Source organism: Pseudoalteromonas sp. NFXS39 (assembly GCF_040148775.1).
GTDB lineage: Bacteria > Pseudomonadota > Gammaproteobacteria > Enterobacterales > Alteromonadaceae > Pseudoalteromonas > Pseudoalteromonas apostichopi.
This window is the reverse complement of record NZ_JAGDEC010000001.1, coordinates 162,948-182,030: the sequence shown is the minus strand read 5'-3', so window position 1 is coordinate 182,030 and position 19,083 is coordinate 162,948. Positions and strand designations below refer to the sequence as shown.

At 38.9% G+C, this 19,083-nt stretch carries 15 protein-coding genes; 6 read left to right on the top strand and 9 right to left on the bottom strand.

Annotated elements, in window-relative coordinates; translation table 11 throughout:
* Positions 1-146: 146 nt before the first annotated feature.
* Together J3455_RS00775 and J3455_RS00770 are read right to left on the bottom strand one after the other, a co-directional pair.
* The gene (locus tag J3455_RS00775; RefSeq protein ID WP_167657283.1) at positions 147-3,269 is read right to left on the bottom strand and encodes a TonB-dependent receptor; all 3,123 of its coding nucleotides are present in this window, start codon (positions 3,267-3,269) and stop codon (positions 147-149) included.
* Between the two features lie 34 nt (positions 3,270-3,303).
* On the bottom strand, positions 3,304-4,167 hold the full coding sequence (locus tag J3455_RS00770) for a S1/P1 nuclease (protein ID WP_130052420.1): 864 nt from the start codon (positions 4,165-4,167) through the stop codon (positions 3,304-3,306).
* 219 nt (positions 4,168-4,386) lie between these two features.
* Here J3455_RS00770 and J3455_RS00765 point away from each other — a divergent pair, with 219 nt between their 5' ends.
* Positions 4,387-5,286 (top strand): type 2 periplasmic-binding domain-containing protein, encoded by a 900-nt coding sequence (locus J3455_RS00765; RefSeq protein ID WP_349560763.1) that lies wholly within the window; start codon positions 4,387-4,389, stop codon positions 5,284-5,286.
* A gap of 40 nt (positions 5,287-5,326) precedes the next feature.
* Entirely contained in the window at positions 5,327-6,220 is an 894-nt protein-coding gene (locus J3455_RS00760; protein ID WP_349560762.1) for a hypothetical protein, read from the top strand.
* Between the two features lie 80 nt (positions 6,221-6,300).
* Here the strand turns inward: J3455_RS00760 and ushA are convergent, their stop codons facing one another.
* Entirely contained in the window at positions 6,301-7,908 is a 1,608-nt protein-coding gene (gene ushA / locus J3455_RS00755; protein WP_167657285.1) for a bifunctional UDP-sugar hydrolase/5'-nucleotidase UshA, read from the bottom strand.
* A gap of 75 nt (positions 7,909-7,983) precedes the next feature.
* Positions 7,984-8,181 (bottom strand): hypothetical protein, encoded by a 198-nt coding sequence (locus J3455_RS00750; protein WP_130052416.1) that lies wholly within the window; start codon positions 8,179-8,181, stop codon positions 7,984-7,986.
* Between the two features lie 247 nt (positions 8,182-8,428).
* Between J3455_RS00750 and J3455_RS00745 the strand changes: the two genes are divergently transcribed.
* On the top strand, positions 8,429-9,166 hold the full coding sequence (locus J3455_RS00745; RefSeq protein ID WP_349560761.1) for a peptidylprolyl isomerase: 738 nt from the start codon (positions 8,429-8,431) through the stop codon (positions 9,164-9,166).
* 324 nt (positions 9,167-9,490) lie between these two features.
* Here J3455_RS00745 and J3455_RS00740 read toward each other — a convergent pair whose 3' ends face one another.
* Positions 9,491-9,904, bottom strand: a complete 414-nt coding sequence (locus J3455_RS00740; protein ID WP_349560760.1) for an MAPEG family protein — start codon at positions 9,902-9,904, stop codon at positions 9,491-9,493.
* 166 nt (positions 9,905-10,070) lie between these two features.
* Here J3455_RS00740 and J3455_RS00735 point away from each other — a divergent pair, with 166 nt between their 5' ends.
* Entirely contained in the window at positions 10,071-12,956 is a 2,886-nt protein-coding gene (locus J3455_RS00735) for an insulinase family protein (protein WP_349560758.1), read from the top strand.
* 48 nt (positions 12,957-13,004) lie between these two features.
* On the opposite strand, the gene J3455_RS00730 is transcribed toward J3455_RS00735, so the two are convergent.
* Positions 13,005-14,387: a Na+/H+ antiporter NhaC family protein gene (locus J3455_RS00730; protein WP_130052412.1), complete on the bottom strand. Its 1,383-nt coding sequence runs from the start codon at positions 14,385-14,387 to the stop codon at positions 13,005-13,007.
* A gap of 287 nt (positions 14,388-14,674) precedes the next feature.
* On the opposite strand from J3455_RS00730, the gene J3455_RS00725 reads away from it, so the two are divergent.
* Positions 14,675-15,079, top strand: coding sequence for an NUDIX hydrolase (locus J3455_RS00725; protein ID WP_349560757.1), 405 nt, complete (start codon positions 14,675-14,677; stop codon positions 15,077-15,079).
* Positions 15,080-15,082: 3 nt separating this feature from the next.
* Positions 15,083-15,574, top strand: coding sequence for a GNAT family N-acetyltransferase (locus J3455_RS00720; protein ID WP_130052410.1), 492 nt, complete (start codon positions 15,083-15,085; stop codon positions 15,572-15,574).
* On the opposite strand, the gene J3455_RS00715 is transcribed toward J3455_RS00720, so the two are convergent.
* The 3 genes from J3455_RS00715 to J3455_RS00705 are packed head-to-tail and all read right to left on the bottom strand — an operon-like array spanning position 15,557 to position 19,058.
* Positions 15,557-16,168, bottom strand: coding sequence for a PqiC family protein (locus J3455_RS00715; RefSeq protein WP_349560756.1), 612 nt, complete (start codon positions 16,166-16,168; stop codon positions 15,557-15,559). The two genes, J3455_RS00720 and J3455_RS00715, sit on opposite strands and share 18 nt — an antisense overlap.
* On the bottom strand, positions 16,168-17,823 hold the full coding sequence (gene pqiB, locus J3455_RS00710) for an intermembrane transport protein PqiB (RefSeq protein ID WP_130052408.1): 1,656 nt from the start codon (positions 17,821-17,823) through the stop codon (positions 16,168-16,170). The genes J3455_RS00715 and pqiB overlap by 1 nt, the downstream gene beginning before the upstream one ends.
* The gene (locus tag J3455_RS00705; RefSeq protein ID WP_130052407.1) at positions 17,820-19,058 is read right to left on the bottom strand and encodes a PqiA/YebS family transporter subunit; all 1,239 of its coding nucleotides are present in this window, start codon (positions 19,056-19,058) and stop codon (positions 17,820-17,822) included. The genes pqiB and J3455_RS00705 overlap by 4 nt, the downstream gene beginning before the upstream one ends.
* Positions 19,059-19,083: the final 25 nt, after the last annotated feature.

The window sequence follows — 19,083 nt, the reverse complement described above, 5'->3', positions numbered from 1 at the left end:
AATCGCTGCTACCTTGCAACTTTCTAACTTTACTCTTGTTCCTTGTTAACTTTCCCCTAGTAGCTTGCAACAGCTAACTTTCTCCAAAACGTAAAAAGCCCGCCAGTAGGGGCGGGCTTTTGCTTTATAACAAGGTTAACTCGTTATTAGAATGTGTAACGTACACCTACACGCATTTCCCAAACTGATGCGCTGCTTTGAGTTGCAGTTTTACCATTGTTAGGGTTAAAGTCTGAGTATACGTAGCGACCTTGGTCGTCAAGGTCTACAGTCACCATGCTGTTACCAACAAAACTACCTTTCTTAAGTACGCCCCAGTCATCGTTTAGCATGTTTGTTAAATTATCGATAACGAAGAATACTTCACCTTTGTGACCAGGCATGAAACCAGGTAACTCTTGAGTCATCTTGAAGTTAACTTTAGTGAACCAATCAGCATTTTGACGATTACGACCAGAGATTTCACCGCGTTCAAGGCCTTGAGCAGAGATCCACTCGTTGAACTCAGTTACTTCTTCAGGAGTCATGTTGTAAACAACGTTAGAGTCATCAACTTCAGGGATATACATTAGCTGACGGCTACGGTTTGAGTTGCTATCACCCCAAACACCGTCAGAACTATCAAATGTGTAGCTGTAAGGTAGACCTTTGTACGTTTCGCTGAATAGGTTGAAACGTGTGTTGTAACCATCGAACAGCTCAGTTGTGTAACCTAATGTCATAGTAAAACGATGTGGGATCTCGTAATCAGATGTGTGCGCACCTGGGTTAGTCGGATCGTATGTCGCTAAGTTACCGTAGTTTGAGCTCGCTACAGAGCTAGTCATAGGGTTAACATCAGTTGAATCAGTGTAAGCGTAAGCTAGTTGTACGCTAATGCCGTTATCAAAGCGTTTGCTCATTGCAGCAGAGATAACATGAGACTCACCGCTATCGCCACTTACGTTTGTAAGTAGTAAATCACCGTAACGACCTTCTTCTTTTTCTTCAAGAATCGGACGACCATCAAACGTTGTTTCACCAGAATCTTGTAACGCGATGTCTTCTAGGAAAGCAGCATCTTTACGTTTAGTGAATAAGTAATCAAGTGAGAATACATACTCATCTTCAGTTGTGTATGTTGCACCTACTGAGTATTTCCACTCTGATGGCATTTCGAAGTCTGGGTCAACAGCGTTTACAGATGAATCACCTGAACCAATAACTGTGTTTGCAACTTGATCGTACAAGCTTTGTGGTACTTCGTAACCTGGCGTGCCGCCGTTTACGTTTGGCGTAGCGAATAGGTCAACACCACCTCTGATTGATGTACCAATGTTAGTGATACCATCATTCGAGTATGAGTTAGATAACCAAACGTTCGGGTTACCACCAGAGAATAGGCCAACACCTGCGCGAACTTCTAATGCATCCGTTGCATACCACTCAAAACCAACACGTGGTTGAATTAAGTCAATGCCGTCGAATGTTGCTTGGTTACTGAAACCGTAGCGGTTAGTAAAGTTTTCATTGTAGTTAGGTTTGTCGTCACTTGTGTATTTGTCGTAACGAAGACCAAACGTTAATGTTGCATCTAAATCTGTGAAGCTGTACTCATCTTGCACATATAAAGTGTGTTGTGCATAAGAGAAGTTAGCCGCAGCATCTGTTGGATCGTTAGTACCAGCCGCATTGTTGTAATAAACACGATCTGCAAAACCAGCTTCAAAATCATCTACAGATTTAAAGCGCCACTCACCTTGAGTGTGCTGAACGAATTGGTTGAATACGTCTAACTCTTCAAACTCATAGCCAGCAGTAATCGTGTGTTGATCAAGGTAGTATGTACCCGCAATTTTTGCTGTCACTGTTTCGTAGCTAAGAGCATTTGATTGACGAGAGTCATCTGGACCAATGTAGATAGTACCGCCATCTTCTGTGCGGATTTGCATTTCACCAAAGCTACTTGCTGCATCTAAAGAGCGAACTGTCTGGTCTAATTCTGATTTACCTAGACGAACCTCAGTTGAAAATTCATCAGACCAATCTGAGTAAAGTGAACCAATGATTGATGTAAACTCAGCACTTTGCTTGAAGAAGTGATTATCTAAAGTAACAGTGTTGCTGTAAGCATCTGACTGAGACAGTGTAAAACCATCGTTATAGTTATAGATTAAGTTAGCACGGTGATCATCGTTGATGTTCCAGTCAAGTTTAACTAAGATTTTTTCATCTTCAACTGGTGCGCTTGATGGCATACCACCAGCATCATAACCATAAACGTCTTGAGCGATTTGTTGTACACGAGCAACGTCAGTAGCTGTAACACTACCTGTGTCTAGGCCGCCGTAGTTGTATTGTTTTACACCTTCCAGTTTTTCGTAAGATGTGAATAAGAAAAGGTTATCTTTGATTAGTGGTAAACCAACGTTGAAGCCGTAACGTTTTTCAGTGTAATTACCGTTGTCGTAGTCTTCACCTTCGATTTTGTCGCCTTTCATTGAATCATTTGTATAATCGAAGAACATACCACCGTGTACTTCGTTACCACCAGATTTAGTAACAGCGTTGATGTTACATGATGTGAAACCACCGTATTGAACATCAAAAGGTGCAAGCTCAACGGCAACCTGCTCGATTGAATCGAAAGAGAAAGGAGCGCGGATTGTCGGGTAACCGTTTGAGCTTAGACCGAAGTTATCGTTCATACGAACGCCGTCTAGCGTTAAGCTGTTAAAGCGTGGGTTACCACCACCACAGTTGATAGAACCACGGCTATCATCGATTGTTACACGTGGGTCGATACGAACGATATCTTTTAAGTCACGGTTGATAGCTGGTTGGTTTTCTAAATCTTCAAGTGTGAACGTTGCAGCTGGACCTGTACCACCAGACATACGGCTGATAGGACGACCTGTAACTACGATTTGTTCTACATCAGATTGTCTCTCTAACGTAACATTAACTGGGTAGTCAGCACCCACTTGTAGGTTGATGTTGTTGAATGTTTGATCTGCGAAAACGTCAGAATCTACAACAACGCGGTAAGGACCACCTACACGTAGGCCTTTTGCTGTGAAGTAACCCGCATCGTTCGTTTCAGTTTCTTTAGTTGAACCTGAAGGTAAGTGAACGATTGTAATCTTAGTGCCTGCAGCAGGGTTGCCGCTAGGACCTTTGATTTGACCCTTGATAGCAGATGTTGTTTCATTTGCTAACGCTGCACCACTCACACCAACACATGCTGCAATAGCAAGTGATAGAGCTGTTTTGCGGAGTTGGATTTTCATTATGTTATTTCCCGTGTTAGAGGTTATGTTTCATTTATAGTTTGCTGTCAGTTGGCATCTTGAGCGCCTTTACTAACGGTTTTGCCGATTTATCAAATAAATTATTTAATAAACCAGCTAATCTTATGCCACCTTGTTGTAGGCGAGTTTTAACAATCGGTAAGTTTTTATAGATATAACTATAACTTACGTTTGTTTCATTTTCATTATACAGAGAGTTTGCAATATTATTTGATTCGATTAACCAATCGCTAGGTGAACTGGCAAGGTAGTCCGTTATTAACGCTTGATTTGTTGTATTTATAAATTGCGCAAACTCAGTATAGGACAAATTTTCATTCTCGATGAGTTTTGAGTCCCATAAACTATGCAAATTGGTATCTTGCCCGAAGAATGTTACAGAAATATTGTTGCCACCACGATCTTCAGCGCGACCTGCGTGAAAAGGTTGGTGGCTGTCACCAACTAGGTGAACCAAAAAGCGCAGTGCAAATTGCTTTTCAGCTAATGAAGCTTTTTGATTTTTTAATACAGAAATTGAATATTCCATGCCTTCTAGGATATCTGACACGGTTTCTTTATTGTGATGAGAGTGTGAGTCGTAATGAGGTTTGGCATTGCCTTCTTTGAAATTAATGTAATGCCAGCGCGAGGATTTCTTTTGCCAAAAACTCTCTGGGGCAGATCGCATTTCATCAGCCCAAGTCGCAATTTGAGGTAATGATTCACCATCAAGTAATGGAACTAATGCTTGTTTAGTCGTATCAGTAATATGCTTAGATGCAATTTCACCAACAATACGGTGACCATTCTGACCCCATGCATTAACTGGGGTACTTAACACTGCTGAAATAACAGGTGTCGATAACAGCAACATTTTTATTGTTTTTTGTAACATTGACTCAGTGTCCAAAAATGAATGTGCCATGAAGCACGATTTCTTGGTGAGTATTTTCCTGAATTTAAAAGCAAATAGAAAGGACTCAATAAGATTCATAATTTCTTGTTCATATATCTTATATTTCAATGGGTTAATTTATTCAAGTAAAGTTACCTATTGCAATGAGTAAGAATAATTGTTCAAATAGAGACAACGGAGCGTTGTTGGCTATTAAAATTGAATTTAAGAACAATACTAATAAAAAAATCGTCGATTGTTACATTTTTGTTTCTATCATTGATTTTGTTTTTTTATATTGGAATTTTGCAGGGTAAACCAGCTGTTTCTGATATCAATGCATTTATTGAAACGTCTTTCCAATGTGATACCAAATCAGGTGTTAATCTAAATGAGCTAGTTGTGTACTCATCTGGCAAAGTGCTGGCTGAGGAAGTCGCTAAAACCTTATGTTCTGACGACACTATCAGTAAACAATATGGTAAGGTAACATCTTATTGGGGCTATAAAACCTCAGACACTATTGAGTTTTTAGGTAAAGGGATTGCTGATCTGATCCTTGCTAAAGAAAACTTAATTAATGCCTTTATGGCCGAGTCAACCTATAACTACCAAGCTGTTGTAGGGTTTCCTGATTACACAGCGTATTTAATTTCTAGTAAAGAAAAGCCAAGAATTGAAAAAAGCTACTTTTTAGATAAACGCATAGGTTTGCTTGACTATCCAACCAGCCGTTCAGGCCACATTTTGCCCAAACAATTATTTAAAAACCTGGATATAAACTTAGAAAACCTAAATATTAATTATGCTAGTTCGCATACGGAATTAAGAGAATTGCTTGCCAGTGGTAAAGTCGATTTAATTTCTTCTTATTGGCAAGACAGCGATCAACAACGCTTTTCTAAAAATTACATCACACCAATACGCGATAATATAAGCGGAAGTCGTTGGTATTTAAAAATGCAAGACGAGAACACGGATCTTTTATGTGCAGTTCAAGCACGCCTTACACAGTTGGCTCACAATCAGAATTCTCATTATTTTAATCATGTAGAGTCATTTTGGAGCTGTGATTCACAGCAGACAGCTAAACTAGGGGATAGCAATGCTACCAACTAGAATTAAACTTGCATATAGCGCAGTGTTTCTTACCTGTTGCATGGTATTTTTTGCTACTTTTATTGCTGCAAAAGCCTACCAGACAACAAGTAATGATGAATTGACCCTAGCTAAAGTTGAAAACCGTATTGCTCTTGACTTGAACCATTTAAATTTACCTGATGATTTTTTAAAGCATTCAGGTAGTAAAGATATGGTACTTAATTATATAGCACGATTTAATGCACAGCTGGCAGACTCAGGAGTGATGGTCTATTCGATCGAGGGTATAACGGATTACCCTGCGCGTGCTGACTTAATTACCAAGCAATTACATGCCCCACAAAAAACCTTATCGGTTAGCTTTGTTGTGACATCCTCTTTATTTTCTAAAAACGATATCGCAGTATTAATTCTTGTATGTTTAATTTCAGCGGCTTTAACTTACTTATTATTTATTAGTGAGCGTACTAAGATTCAAATAGCAAAACATGAACCGGAAATTGAGCTTCAAGCTGAAGAAAAGCCAAGATTAATAGTCGATCTGCAAAATAAAACCTTGGCAGCAAGTTGTGCTATTGATAAAACCGTTGCACTTGCTAATAAACCACTGTGCTTCTATCTAGCTTTGGTTGAGTTTTGTATAGAGCACCCGGATGTAGTGCTCAATCAGAATAAAGATGTTCCAGAAGAATTACTGACGCTTGCTAACAAGTATTTTTACCGGTTAGTCGAACTTGGGCATACTATTAGAAAGAGACCAAACTTTACTAACAGTTTAGAAAAAACCTTAAGTGAAATTCGAGCAGCCCTTGATGAAGTTTGGCAAGATCAGCTTGAGATAAAAGAAACCTATTATCCGCCAAAAGCCCATGGTGAAGGTTCGCGTTCTCGGTTACATCATTATGGATTGAAAACAATTGAGATCGCGGACATCGAGGTCATAGGTAAGTAATTTAATCTTATTGTAAACTAAAAAGGGAAGTCACTGACTTCCCTTTTAACATAGAGATATTATTTACAAGATGTTTATTGTTACTTAGGCGCGTAATCAGCCGCTTTAACAGGACTATTTTGTTCAAAGAAACGTTTTAGTGCCTGTGCATCCGTATCATCAGTGCTAACAAAGCCTTCTTTATTTGTAAGAGTAGGGTAGCCATCACCGCCCGAGGCATTATAGCTGTTAATACTCATACGATATGTTTTTGCCATATCAAGCGGTTTGCCGGCAATTTTAACATTAGATAATGTGTCGTCATCGCGCTTAAAGCTTAATTTATAGTATTGTAAGTAGGCACCAGAATCAGGTGGGAAAGAAGTGACAACCGACAAGTAATCGAATAACTCTTGGCCTGTCATATCAATATAAGTGATACGGTTTTTAAAAGGATGTACTTTTAAAATATCTTTATAACTGACATCGCCTGCCTGAATACTATCGCGAATACCGCCACCGCTGATCAAGCCAAAGTCAGCTCCGACAGATTGCATTTGTGCTGCAATAATTACGCGAGCTAAGTTTACTTGCTCGTAGCGTACTTTGTTACGATCACCTTCTAGCTTTGCATCAACAGAACCTATCTTACCTGCAATTTGAGCTGCGCCTTTTTTCTGATAAACCGCGAGTACATCTTGTAATCCTTTGTTAGGTTCGATGTAATCAGCAGCAAGCTTTTTATTACCATTTTCATCATCGATATAAAGATTTACTGGGATCAGTTCGTAATTAAGCAGTGTTAATTCATCATTTTCTAATTTAAACTCGGCTTTACCAACATATTTACCCCATTCATGAGCTTGCATGATCCAAGTACCATTTTGTTGATCTGGCTTACAAGCTTTCCCTGGCATGAAGCTCTCGTCTGCCACATTGGCCTCTTTCATACAAACAGGCTCTTGTGAATGGCCGCCAACAATAATATCAAGCATGCCTTCGGGTAAGTTACGGGCCATTGTTACATCACCCGGCGCATTAATACCAAAGTTTGCATCAACATAGTGACCCATGTGTGTCACTGCAATCGTAATATCAGGGTTATATTTAGCTTTGATTTTAGGAACTAGATTGGCTGTTACTGTCACAGGTCCTTTAAAGTCAAGGCTACCAATATATTGCGGGTTACCGATTTTAGCTGTATCTGTTGTTGTTAAGCCGATGACAGCTATTTTAAGACCGTTTTTCTCAAAGATTTCGTAAGCTTGGTAGCGTGGCTCACCTGTTTTCTTATCAATAATGTTGGCAGATAAAAATGGAAAGTTTGACCACTGTTGCTGTTGTTCAAGTACAGTTAATGGATTATCAAACTCATGATTACCAATTGCCATGGCATCATAACCTATTAAAGACATACCCTTAAAATCTGGCTCTGCGTGTTGTAAGTCAGACTCTGGAATGCCTGTGTTGATATCGCCTCCAGAAAGAAGTAATACGGCATGTCCTTGTGCTTTAGCATTGGCTCTTAGTCGATCGATCAACGTTTTACGAGCTGCCATGCCATACTCGCCTTGTTCATTGTGCCAAAAGCGACCATGGTTATCATTAGTATGAAGCAGAGTTAAATATTGTACTGAATTTGTATTGTTAGAGGATGAGCTACACGCGGTTAAGGTAACCAGTAGCGATATTAGTAAAAAAAAGCGCATAATTGTTTGCCTGATTAAAGCAGTAGGTTAATTATGCGCATAGTTTAAACGACTTAAGTTTAAATTAAATGTCTTTTATAAACTTTTATTGTCATTTTCTATATTCAGTTGCCCTGTTGCGGCAAGTTGACGGCGTTGTAGTTCTTGTTCTGCGTAGTGTGATTTCTGATGATTATTGCCTACCATCCAGTTTAAAAAACTAGCTGGTAACTTACTGTATGGCTCACCTTGGTGTAGGCCAAAATCGCATATCGCGTTCTCTTCATTCGCCATGGTTATTTCCTGTGTGTTCATTGTTGTCGTGCAAATACTAACAAACTCTGTCTATTTGATAAGACGATTTTGATTTAATGTTCAAACTTTTTATAACCAAAATGAATACATCGTGTGAATAAATGTAACTGAGTTGTAATTGCTTTGGCGTGTTTTGTGTAACTATTTTGTTTGCTATTTAAGCGCATATTATTTTTGTTTAAGCTTCAAGCAGTTTTATAATAAAAATTATCAGGAAAGATAAACAATGAAAAAACACTTACTTGCAACAGCACTATTAACAAGCTGTTTCTCTGCCAATGCTACAATTGTAGAAATGCAGACTGATCTTGGCAGTATTACTGTTCACCTTTATGACCAACATACGCCTGTTACCGTTGAAAACTTTTTAAATTATGTGGCTGACGGTAGCTATGATGGTACGGTAATCCACCGTTCAGTTGATAATTTTGTTTTACAAGGTGGTGGCTTTAAATTTGAAACTGATTTTACAGAAATTGAAACCAAAGACTCTATTATGAACGAGCCTGAACTATCGAATGTTAAAGGTACTATTGCAATGGCCAAAATTGGTGGCAATGCTAATAGTGCGACAAGTCAGTGGTTTTTTAACTTAAAAGATAACAGTGCTAATCTAGACCTGCAAAACGGCGGCTTTACAGTGTTTGGTGAAGTTACTGTAACAAGCATGGATGTTTTAGAACAAATTACATCTTTAGTCCACTGCGGCGAAATTCCTGTCGTAAATTTAAATGAAGATCAGTGCCCAACTACAACATCAGGTTTTAATGGTGAGAACTTATTTTATATAAATAGTGTCACTGTGGTTGATGATGATCCTAATTCTTCTGCTTCTTTATCACCAAAAGAAAATACATTAATTGATCAAGATAATTCATCTGATAACGACGGAAGTAGTTCCGGTGGTAGTCTTGCGTGGATGTTATCTTTATTGGCCCTAGCAGGTTTTACTCGTCGTAAATAATTCCAACCAACAAAGTATACCCAAACCACCTCAAGATGCGAGTTTCAGTTGGAATTAAAAGCGATTTAGGCAAGGCATTGATTGCAAGTAATAGTGGTTCTATTGTTAAAATCAATAACGCAGTATAAATCGCTTTTAAACCAACCCTTTGGACGCTTCACAGGCACTTACTCTCATCGTTGTTACTTCTTAAAAGGGGATGCCATTCTTGCAAAGTAACGCCTTGATATTAAGCTCCTGTGAAACGCTGAATTCTGCATCTTGAGGTGGCTTGGGTATATATAAGGCGCTAAAAAGCGCCTTATTTTTTGATGTTCCTGATTATTAGAAGATTCTTACTAAAATTAGAACCCACATTATTAGCATAATAAAGCTACTGACAACGAAACTATAATAGCGGGATTTTAAGGTATTTGATGTTAAGTGTATTACGCTATGAATAATTCTTAATGCAACATAAACCCAAGAAAGTGCAACAAAAACAGTGCCCACAGCATTTACTTGCAGGGCTGTTAAACACGCAATAAAAAACAGCACAGGCATTTCGAATTGATTAATAAAGTTACGATCTGCTACGCGAACGTTATCCCCAGCCTTTTCAAGTTCCATTGTTAAGAAGTCTTTCATTTCAATAGTTTTTTGTTTTGCTGCACGAAAACGACGTTTACCCATAATGTACATCACAGTAAAAGTCAGAAAGACCTGAGTGAACATTGCTACAATTAGCCACTTTTCCATAGCTCATCCTTTGTTATAGTTATTGCTATTAATCTTAACCGTAAGTACTGCATTTTCACAATGTGTTACAAAGTTTTGCTGTAACTTAGCTGAAAAGCATTGAATTGCGGCGCTCGAAAACACATGATAAATAAAAATTTATTCAATTTCTAATGGATACAAAATAATGAAAAAAATAATAGGACTTAGTGCAATCGCATTTGCAGTGCTAGCAGGTTGTTCTTCTACTTCTACCACAACGCCTCCTGCTGCTAATACTAACCTTATTCCTGATTCGTTGGTAATCAGTCCAAACGACACCCGCGAATATAAAACATTAAAACTCGATAACGAAATTGATGTAATTCTAATTTCAGATCCAAGTGCTGAGAAGTCAGCTGCTGCACTTAGTGTTGGTGTTGGTTTATTGCACGACCCTATGTCGCAACAAGGTATGGCTCATTATCTAGAGCACATGTTGTTCCTTGGTACAGATCGTTACCCAGACACTAAAGGTTACAGTGATTTTATGACTAAAAATGGTGGCGCACATAATGCTTACACCTGGTTAGATATCACAAACTACATGTTCAAAGTTAATAACGATGCCTACGACGAAGCACTTGACCGCTTTGCAGATTTCTTTAAATCACCAAAGCTTTACCCTGAATACACAGACAAAGAAAAAAATGCGGTAAACGCTGAGTGGTCAATGCGTCGTGAAATGGACTTTTTTGGTCAGTTTAAACTGGCACGTCAAATGATGGGCTCACATCCTGCAAACCGCTTCTTGATTGGTAACCTAGAAACCTTAGGAGATAAAGAAGGCAGCAATTTACATAAAGAAACCGTTGCTTTCTATAACAAATATTATTCATCGAACATTATGAAAGTGGCGATGATCTCAAATCGTCCACTGGCTGAAATGGAAGCAAAAGCTAAACAGTATTTTGCTGATATTGAAAATAAAAACATCGAAAAACCTACTGTGACTGATAAGTTAGACTTTTCTGTTGCTGGCGGAAAGCGTGTTTACTACTCACCAAATGAAGATGTAAAACAGCTACAGTTAGAGTTCACAATTGCAGATAACAGTTCACAATTTGCGGTAAAACCAAATCGTTTTGTTTCTTACCTTTTAAGTAACGAAATGCAAGGTAGTCCTGCACAAATTTTGCGTGATAAAGGCTGGGTATCACGTTTATCTGCTTCAGATGCACCAACACAATATGGTAACTACGGCAGCTTAACGGTTAATATTGAATTGACTGATGCTGGCATGCAAAACCGCGAAGAAATTGTTGCTATGGTTATGCAGTACATTGCGCTTATTAAAGAGCAGGGGGTTGATAGCAAATACTTTAATGAAATTCGTACCTCTCTAAATAACGAATTTCAATTCCTCGAAAAAGGTGATGAGTTTGGTTATGTGAGTAACCTTACTGATAGCATGCAAAAGTTCCCTGTGAACAACGCAATAAACGCACCTTACTATTATGCTCAGTTTGATGCAGATGCGGTGCAAAATGTACTTTCGCAATTAAATGAAGATACTTTACGTATTTGGTATATTTCAAAGCAAGAAGAAACAGATTCACAGCTACATTTCTATGATGGTAAATATCGTATAGAAGACATCAGTGAAGCAGAAGTTGCTAGTTGGAACAAACCAAGCGAATACGCTTTAGCATTACCAACAGTAAACCGCTTATTACCAGAAAGCTTTGCAATTAAGACTGCTGAATTTAAACAACAAGCGCACCCTGAACTGGTATTTGATAAGCAAGGTGTTAAAGTTTGGCGTCAAGCTAGTCAGCAGTTTGCTGAGCAACCAAAAGGCCTTGTAGAAGTTTACATCAATACGCCAGATGCCCTTGTGAATGTAAAATCGCAAGTTCTTTACTCAATTTGGGCTGATCTTTATAACTTACAACAAAGTAAATTAAGTACAGAAGCAGCAGTTGCCGGTATGAGTTTAGGGTTACAACCAAGTAATGGCCTTGTGCTATCGCTTAGTGGCTTTACAGATAAGCAAGATGTGCTTCTAGCTCAGGCTCTTGAAAATCTAACGTTAGATGTGTCTAAAGAAGGCTTTGCACAAGCTATCGATCGTTTTAAGCGTGATTTACTAAATCAGCAAAAGCAGTTCCCTTTCTATCAAGCATTTGGTGAGTACTCGAAGCTTACTCGTAGCGGTAAATTTGATACTGAAACCTTGATTGCAGCGGCAGATGCGCTAACTCTTGCAGATTTTGCTGCTATCAAGCAATCAACTCTTGCTGCAAATGATTTACGCGTATTCACGTTTGGTAATTATAACCAAAATGACGTTGAATCTATTGCTAGTAAGCTAACAGCTATTCTGCCTAAAGGTCATAAAGCAACGGAGTTTGCCAGAAGCAAAGCATGGTTACCTCAACCTGGTGAGCGCATTGTGCTGCAAAAAGATATCGATGTAGCTGATGTGGCTATCATTGATATGGTTGTTCACCCAACTCCTGGCTATAAACAAAAAGCGCAAGCGCAAATCTTACAAAGTCACTTTAGAACCGTTGCGTTCGATAAGTTACGAACAGAAGAACAACTTGCTTATGCAGTTGGTGCTTTAGCTCGTCCTATTGAAGATTATTCTGCTTTAGGCCTTTATATCCAAACACCAGTGAAAGGCCCGAAAGAAATGCAAGCGCGTTTTGATGAGTTTAAGAAGCAATATGCTGTAGAGCTTGATAACATGACAGAAGAAACATTTGCACAACTTAAAAATGCAACGCTTGTGTCTTTAAAAGAGCAACCTAAGAACCTAAGTGATGAAATGTCACCTCTGATTTCTGATTGGTACCGTGAGAACTTTAAGTTTGATTCTAAGGAAAAGCTTATCGCCGAAGTTGAAAACGTAACCTTGGCAGATCTTAAAGACTACTACAAGAAAACCATGCTAAACGATCAAGCTCCGCGTTTGAACATTCAAATGCGTGGTAGTAAGTTTGCTGATAAACCATTCGCAGATCTTAAAAACCAAACTAAAGTCGACAGTTTAGAGACTTACTACAAAGGAATTAAATTCCAAAAGTAACTTAATAGTTGATAAACAAAAGCCCAAGCAATTGCTTGGGCTTTTCTATTATGCAATAAGTAAAAATCCAATAAACGCAGCTGTTGCTGCTAGTAAGGTGTAAGGAAGTTGCGTAATAGCGTGGCTGACTAAATCACAACCAGAGCCTTGTGCTGCAAGAACTGTGGAATCAGAATAGAAGCACGCTTGACTACCAAACGACGATGCTGACAATAAAGCGCCAATTACTAAAGGAATATTGGCATCAATAGCGTAAGCAAGTGGCATCACAATAGGGATCGTTACTGCGAAAATGCCCCAGCTAGAACCCGTTGCGAAGGCAAGTACTGCCATTGCTAAAAATACCACTGCAGGCAAGTATTGTGCGGTCATGTAAGGGCTTAAGGTATTGATCACATATTGCGGAAGCATTAATTGATCACACACATCTTTAAATATAAAAGCTGCAACTACAGTCCCTATAGCGGGGATCATACTTTTAAAGCCATCCAACATACGCTCAATAAGTTCTGACAATGTCATCAACTTTTGTAATATATAAAATGGTAGTACCACAGCAAAGGTCGCGAGTAATCCTTTGTATACATCAATGTCGAAGTAAACGGTAAACGCGACAAGTAATATAATTGGAACTAGAAAATTATATAGCTTGCCGTTCGATGCTGCTGTTTCAAAGTTTTCTTCTGCTGCTTTTACAGCATATTCATCAGCTGTTTGAATATCTGTGTATTGGTTATTTGAAATTTCGATTTGATTGTTGATGGCACAGAGTTGTGCTTTCTTCATCGGACCAAAAGCCGGTATTACATTTAAGCTGACCAGTAATACAACAATTACTGCAAACCAAGCATATAACATATAAGGAATAGCTTGGATGTAAACGGCAATACCTTGGCCTTCAGGTGCGACATTGTTATCGACTAATAGGCCACCAAAAAATACCGCCCATGTTGATAGTGGCACAAGCACACAGATAGGTGCCGCTGTTGAGTCAACAACATAAGCGAGCATTTCGCGACTTATTTTAAACTTGTCGGTGATACGCTTCATGGTTTCACCCACTGTTAATGCATTTAGGTAATCATCGATAAAAATAATCACGCCTAACACAAATGTCATAAGCAAAGATGAACGCTGACCTTTGGCAAACTTTAACGCAAATTCGGCGAATGCACTGGCTCCACCAGTTCTTACCAGTAAAGCAATTAAAGCGCCAAAGCCACCACAAACAAGAATAAGCCAGGCAATGGTTTCGTCTTGCATTACTTTTAATGATATATCAGCAAAATTAGATAGCACAGCATCAGGCCCTAGCATGGCTAAACCAAACAAAGCACCAATAAGTAAAGATAAAATAGGGCGGCGTAAAAATACGGCCAAAACAACCACAACTACTGGTGGCAGTAAACTTAACGCAGAAGGTTCTTGCATTATATTTTTCACACAGTTAAGCAATGCGAGATTGCTTACAGAAATCAAAAGTCTATAGACTCAAGTAACTGCTTTACGCGAACACACTTTATGGACCCGTTAGGGGAAGTGCCTGCGTTGGCTGGCGCCAGACAGTATAGAGGGTATACTGCTTTTGTTTTGCCCAAAACATCGCATGGAAAATAATCCTGAATATAATTTTAGTCAATAAGAATTTTTATTGTGGGGATAATTACTTTACACTCATCAATTATGTCACATAGTTATTATAATTGAGCAAAGAGTTTATGGCTTTTTCAGATACTTACAGGCTCAGTAGTCATGCAGTTATCACCAATAGTCAAGGTCAGGTGTTGTTACTAAAAGCTAACTATGGTCAAAATAGTTGGGGGCTACCTGGCGGAGCTTTAGATAAAGGCGAAACCATTCATCAAGCGCTACTGCGCGAATGCCAAGAAGAACTTAATTGCGACGTTGAAATAGGTTATTTAAGTGGTGTCTATTATCACACTGTGTTCAACTCTCATGTGTTTATTTTTCGTGCTTATATGGATGATGATGCTGAGATAATGTTAAGCAATGAGCATACTGAATATCGTTATTTCCCTATTGATGAGCTTTCAACAGTTCAAAAAGAGCGAGTGCTTGATTGCCTTAATTTTACTCATGAAGTCGTCAGTAAGGTGTTTTAACAAGTGTTAGATATATATTTAAGGGCAGGGCATCCAGATGATGCCACCTTTATTGTCGAGCTATTAAATCAAGCAACATTTTTAGAGCATATCGGCAATAAAAATATAAATACTCCAGCACAAGCTGAACATTATATTCAACAAAACTTTGTTAACAGCCACCAGCAATTTGGGTTTGGTAGTTACATAGTATGTTTATCTGATGGTACACCTGTTGGCATGGTGGGTCTCTTTCAGCGAGATGCGTTAGCTATTCCTGATTTAGGATTTGCACTGCTAGCCAAGTATGAAGGCAAGGGTATAACAACATCAGCTGCAAAGTTATTGCTGGCTAAAAAGCATGTATTAGAGTTTGGTATACTTACAGCAATCACCTCGCAAACAAATATTGGTTCGCAGAAAGTTTTACAAAAACTTGGTTTTGAGTATATCGGTGATGTCATCATTAACGAAGACAATCAGCCACTAAAACTTTTATTAAAGAGCAAGCTTTGAAATGTCGTTTGCTACTTGTTTGTTGACTTTAAGCCAAGAAGATTCAAGTGTGGCAACAAGTCCTTCGTAGTCACTCTCTTTTAAAGGCGTAAGCTCATTAAAATAGTTTACAGCTTTTAATTTTCGGCCCGTGTCTGGCGTTGTATAGTACAAGCGCCAAAGCCCAGCGATGTTGGCATTACCTTTCTCATCACCGTTAAAGTGATGTAGTTCAAACTCTAATTCATAAAAGCTTTGCTGATCTAAATCAGTAATTACAGGTAAACCTTTTATTACCATCCAATTATTAAGTTCAGTGTAAAGTTGTTGATGGGCACTTGCAGTTAACATTAAATCAGGTGATTCACTCCATAGGTGATAGTTAGCAGCGTTCACTCTGTTGTTATCTAATACCATAGCAATACCACGATTATTTAGCGCACCGCGTAATTGTACCGTGTTAATTCTGAGTTGAGCTTGAGTATTCTCAGCTAAGCGTTGCATTGCAACTATTGGTTGCGAAAATTGATAATACTCAATAGTTGAAAACGAAGTTTGGCTGCAGGCCGATAGTAATAGCACTGATGCAATTGAAGCACAGAGTTTATAGTTCATTATTGTTTCCTCGGCGTTGGATCTGCTGGTAGCTCTTTATCAAAAATCAACATATTAGGTTGCTGGTTTAAGCCACGAGTGAGCGGTTGGAGCTCTTCACTTAAACGTTTAAATTCAGACAATGTTGTTTGCAACTGCTGGTGGAACGTTGAACCTTGCTCGTAGCTTGCCATGGTTTTTTCAAATTGTTTCATGGTTTTATCGAATTGTTGCATGCTTTTTGTCATTTCTGCAAAGTTGCGATTAATATCACCCGGTAAGTCTTGAGTATCTTGTTTATTCAGTAGCTCTCTCATGTCTTGAGCAAGTGCTTGATACTCGGCAAATGTGGTCTGCATTTGCGCTAAGCTATCTTCAATTTTAAGGTTATTAACTTTATTCAATACATCAGATACTTGGTCGGCTAATACTGTTATGCCGCTCGACACACTAGGGAATACTGTGTACTCAGCTATGGTCTTTAATTCGGCGGGTTCTGCGTTATCATATATGTCTAAGTCGACATACACAGCTCCGGTCAATAAATTACCTGGTTTCAGCGAGGCACGAAGGCCGCTCTTGATCCAGCCATCTAAACTTGAATGCCAAAACTCACGCGCTGCAGTGCTGTCGTGGTATAGGCGACCATATTCAATTTTCACAAGGGCAGGTACTGCGGTGTTATCGGTTCTAAAGTGCGCAGGTTTGCCATCTATGATTACACTTGCAGGTGCTTCGACCACACTACCGATGCGCATACCTCGGTATTCAACGGGGGCGCCTGGGCGTAAGCCACGAATTGATTGTTCAAAGTCTATTAAGTAATAGTCAAAATCATAAAAACGTTCCTCTAAAGCAGCTTTATAACTATTACTTAATGAAAAACTATGGCCATTACTGGCAACTTCACCGGGTGCTTGTTGTTCAGGAATACCAACTGAAATTCCCCCTTTTAGTAGTTTGCTTAATGAGCCAGTATTTACATTAATACCATCAGCCGACAGGTCTATTTCAATGCCTGAGTTAACCCAAAATATGGAATTTAAGGTGATCAAATTTTGATAAGGCTCCTTGATGAAAATACCATATTTCATCGCTTGGTTTTTCCAATCAAAGGTTGCTGTTTCTATTTGACCAATTTTATAATCTTTGAAGTAAATGCCAGTGCTGACATCAAGCACCTCTGCGTTATAGCTAAGCAGTGTAAAGCGTCCACCTTTAACATCTTTACCAATTAATGCTGGTTCATCCTGAAGTTCAAAACTCTCGGCAAGTCTTTTACTCTCTCCGGGTGCAAATTCTAAATACACCCCTGACAGTAAGGTACTCATTCCGCTTATACCGGTATCATCAATACGTGGTTTTACAACCCAAATTTTTGCATCATCTGTGAGTAGGTTGTCATAATGTTTATCAATTTGTGCACGTGCTATTACACTATTTTGTTTATCAGACAAACGTACATGGTCAATTTGGCCAATCTTCACGCTACGCACTTTTATTTCTGTCTTACCAGCCACAATCCCTTCTGCATGTGGCATTTTTATAAAGATGGTGGTGCCTTTATTCGCTTGATACTGGTACAACATCCATGCGCCAATTAATAAGGCAATAACTGGTATGATCCAGATTGCTGATATATTTGGCGCTGTTTTTATTTTAGCGGTTTCGCTCATGCCAAGGTCTCTTGTTTCGCAGTACTTAAGTTATCTGGGTTATCCCACAATAAACGTGGATCAAACGCATGGGCTGCCAACATCTGGCAAATAACCATGGTAGTAAAAAATATTGTGCCAATGCCAGGGGTGACCGACATTAGGTTTCCTAGTTGTACTAAGGCTACTAGAATCGCCACAACAAATACATCGATCATTGACCATTTGCCAATAAATTCAGTCAATTGATATATGCGTGTATAACTTTTTGTTTGCCTGTTTGCAGGCCTCATAACCATAAAACACAAAAAACTTAAAATAAGCGCTTTTGCTAGAGGGACAACTACACTCGCTAAAAAGATAATCATCGCGATGGGGTAAGATCCACTATTCCATAAAATCATAACCCCACCAATAATAGTCGATGGCATCTCATCGCCAAGACTCGTTGTATACATAATTGGGTAGACATTGGCTGGTATATAACAGGCGACTGAGGTAATTAACCAAGCTGCAGCTTTTTGCACACTAAATGGGTTACGGCTGTATGTTTTAGAGTGGCAGCGTGAACAGGTTTTTGTTGCACATAGCTGTCCACATACATGACAAGCTCTTAAACCTTGATCAATTGCACGCATATTCGGTTGTGTTTGTTCTATATAGTCAGGCTCTTTTAGTTGGTGCCACAAAGAGTGTTTATTTAATTTTGCTGTAACCGCTACATAGCAAATTACAAAAGCACTGTAAGCCCAAAAGCTCACACCAAACTCGATATCGGCCATCGACATAATTTTGACCATGCTCACCATTACGCCTATTAAAAAAATTTCCGACATGATCCAAGGTTCTAACGCAAAGGTAATTTTTAATATTCTTTTTCCCCATTGGTATGGTAGCGCTTTTAGTAAACCTAAATGCAGAGGAATTATTAGTACCAATAAAAGTAGGGGCAGACCGATAATACTTGTGTCAATGAACAAACCTAAAAAGTCGTTGTCGTAATTAAAGAGTATTCGTGCGGCATCGGGTAAGGTGATTGTTTGGGTAATACCGCTACTTGTAAAAGATAGAAATGGATAAAACATACTACTAAAGAGCATAACGATAGCACTTAAACTCAGTGCGACAACCATGCTATCTTGATTAGCTTGCGACGCCGAAAGCTTTGTATTGCAATGTGGGCATAATGCCACTTGTTTTGCACTTAAGTGTGGGATCTCTATAACAAGATCGCAGCTAGGACAGGCTGTTTGCAAACTTATGGTCTCTTAAACAAGAACT

Bases quoted from the DNA above. Each gene is read 5' to 3' on its own strand.
- J3455_RS00775 (WP_167657283.1), bottom strand. From the start codon at position 3,269: ATGAAAATCCAACTCCGCAAAACAGCTCTATCACTTGCTATTGCAGCA.
- J3455_RS00770 (WP_130052420.1), bottom strand. From the start codon at position 4,167: ATGTTACAAAAAACAATAAAAATGTTGCTGTTATCGACACCTGTTATT.
- J3455_RS00760 (WP_349560762.1), top strand. From the start codon at position 5,327: ATGGTATTTTTTGCTACTTTTATTGCTGCAAAAGCCTACCAGACAACA.
- ushA (WP_167657285.1), bottom strand. From the start codon at position 7,908: ATGCGCTTTTTTTTACTAATATCGCTACTGGTTACCTTAACCGCGTGT.
- J3455_RS00750 (WP_130052416.1), bottom strand. From the start codon at position 8,181: ATGGCGAATGAAGAGAACGCGATATGCGATTTTGGCCTACACCAAGGT.
- J3455_RS00745 (WP_349560761.1), top strand. From the start codon at position 8,429: ATGAAAAAACACTTACTTGCAACAGCACTATTAACAAGCTGTTTCTCT.
- J3455_RS00740 (WP_349560760.1), bottom strand. From the start codon at position 9,904: ATGGAAAAGTGGCTAATTGTAGCAATGTTCACTCAGGTCTTTCTGACT.
- J3455_RS00735 (WP_349560758.1), top strand. From the start codon at position 10,071: ATGAAAAAAATAATAGGACTTAGTGCAATCGCATTTGCAGTGCTAGCA.
- J3455_RS00730 (WP_130052412.1), bottom strand. From the start codon at position 14,387: ATGCAAGAACCTTCTGCGTTAAGTTTACTGCCACCAGTAGTTGTGGTT.
- J3455_RS00725 (WP_349560757.1), top strand. From the start codon at position 14,675: ATGGCTTTTTCAGATACTTACAGGCTCAGTAGTCATGCAGTTATCACC.
- J3455_RS00715 (WP_349560756.1), bottom strand. From the start codon at position 16,168: ATGAACTATAAACTCTGTGCTTCAATTGCATCAGTGCTATTACTATCG.
- pqiB (WP_130052408.1), bottom strand. From the start codon at position 17,823: ATGAGCGAAACCGCTAAAATAAAAACAGCGCCAAATATATCAGCAATC.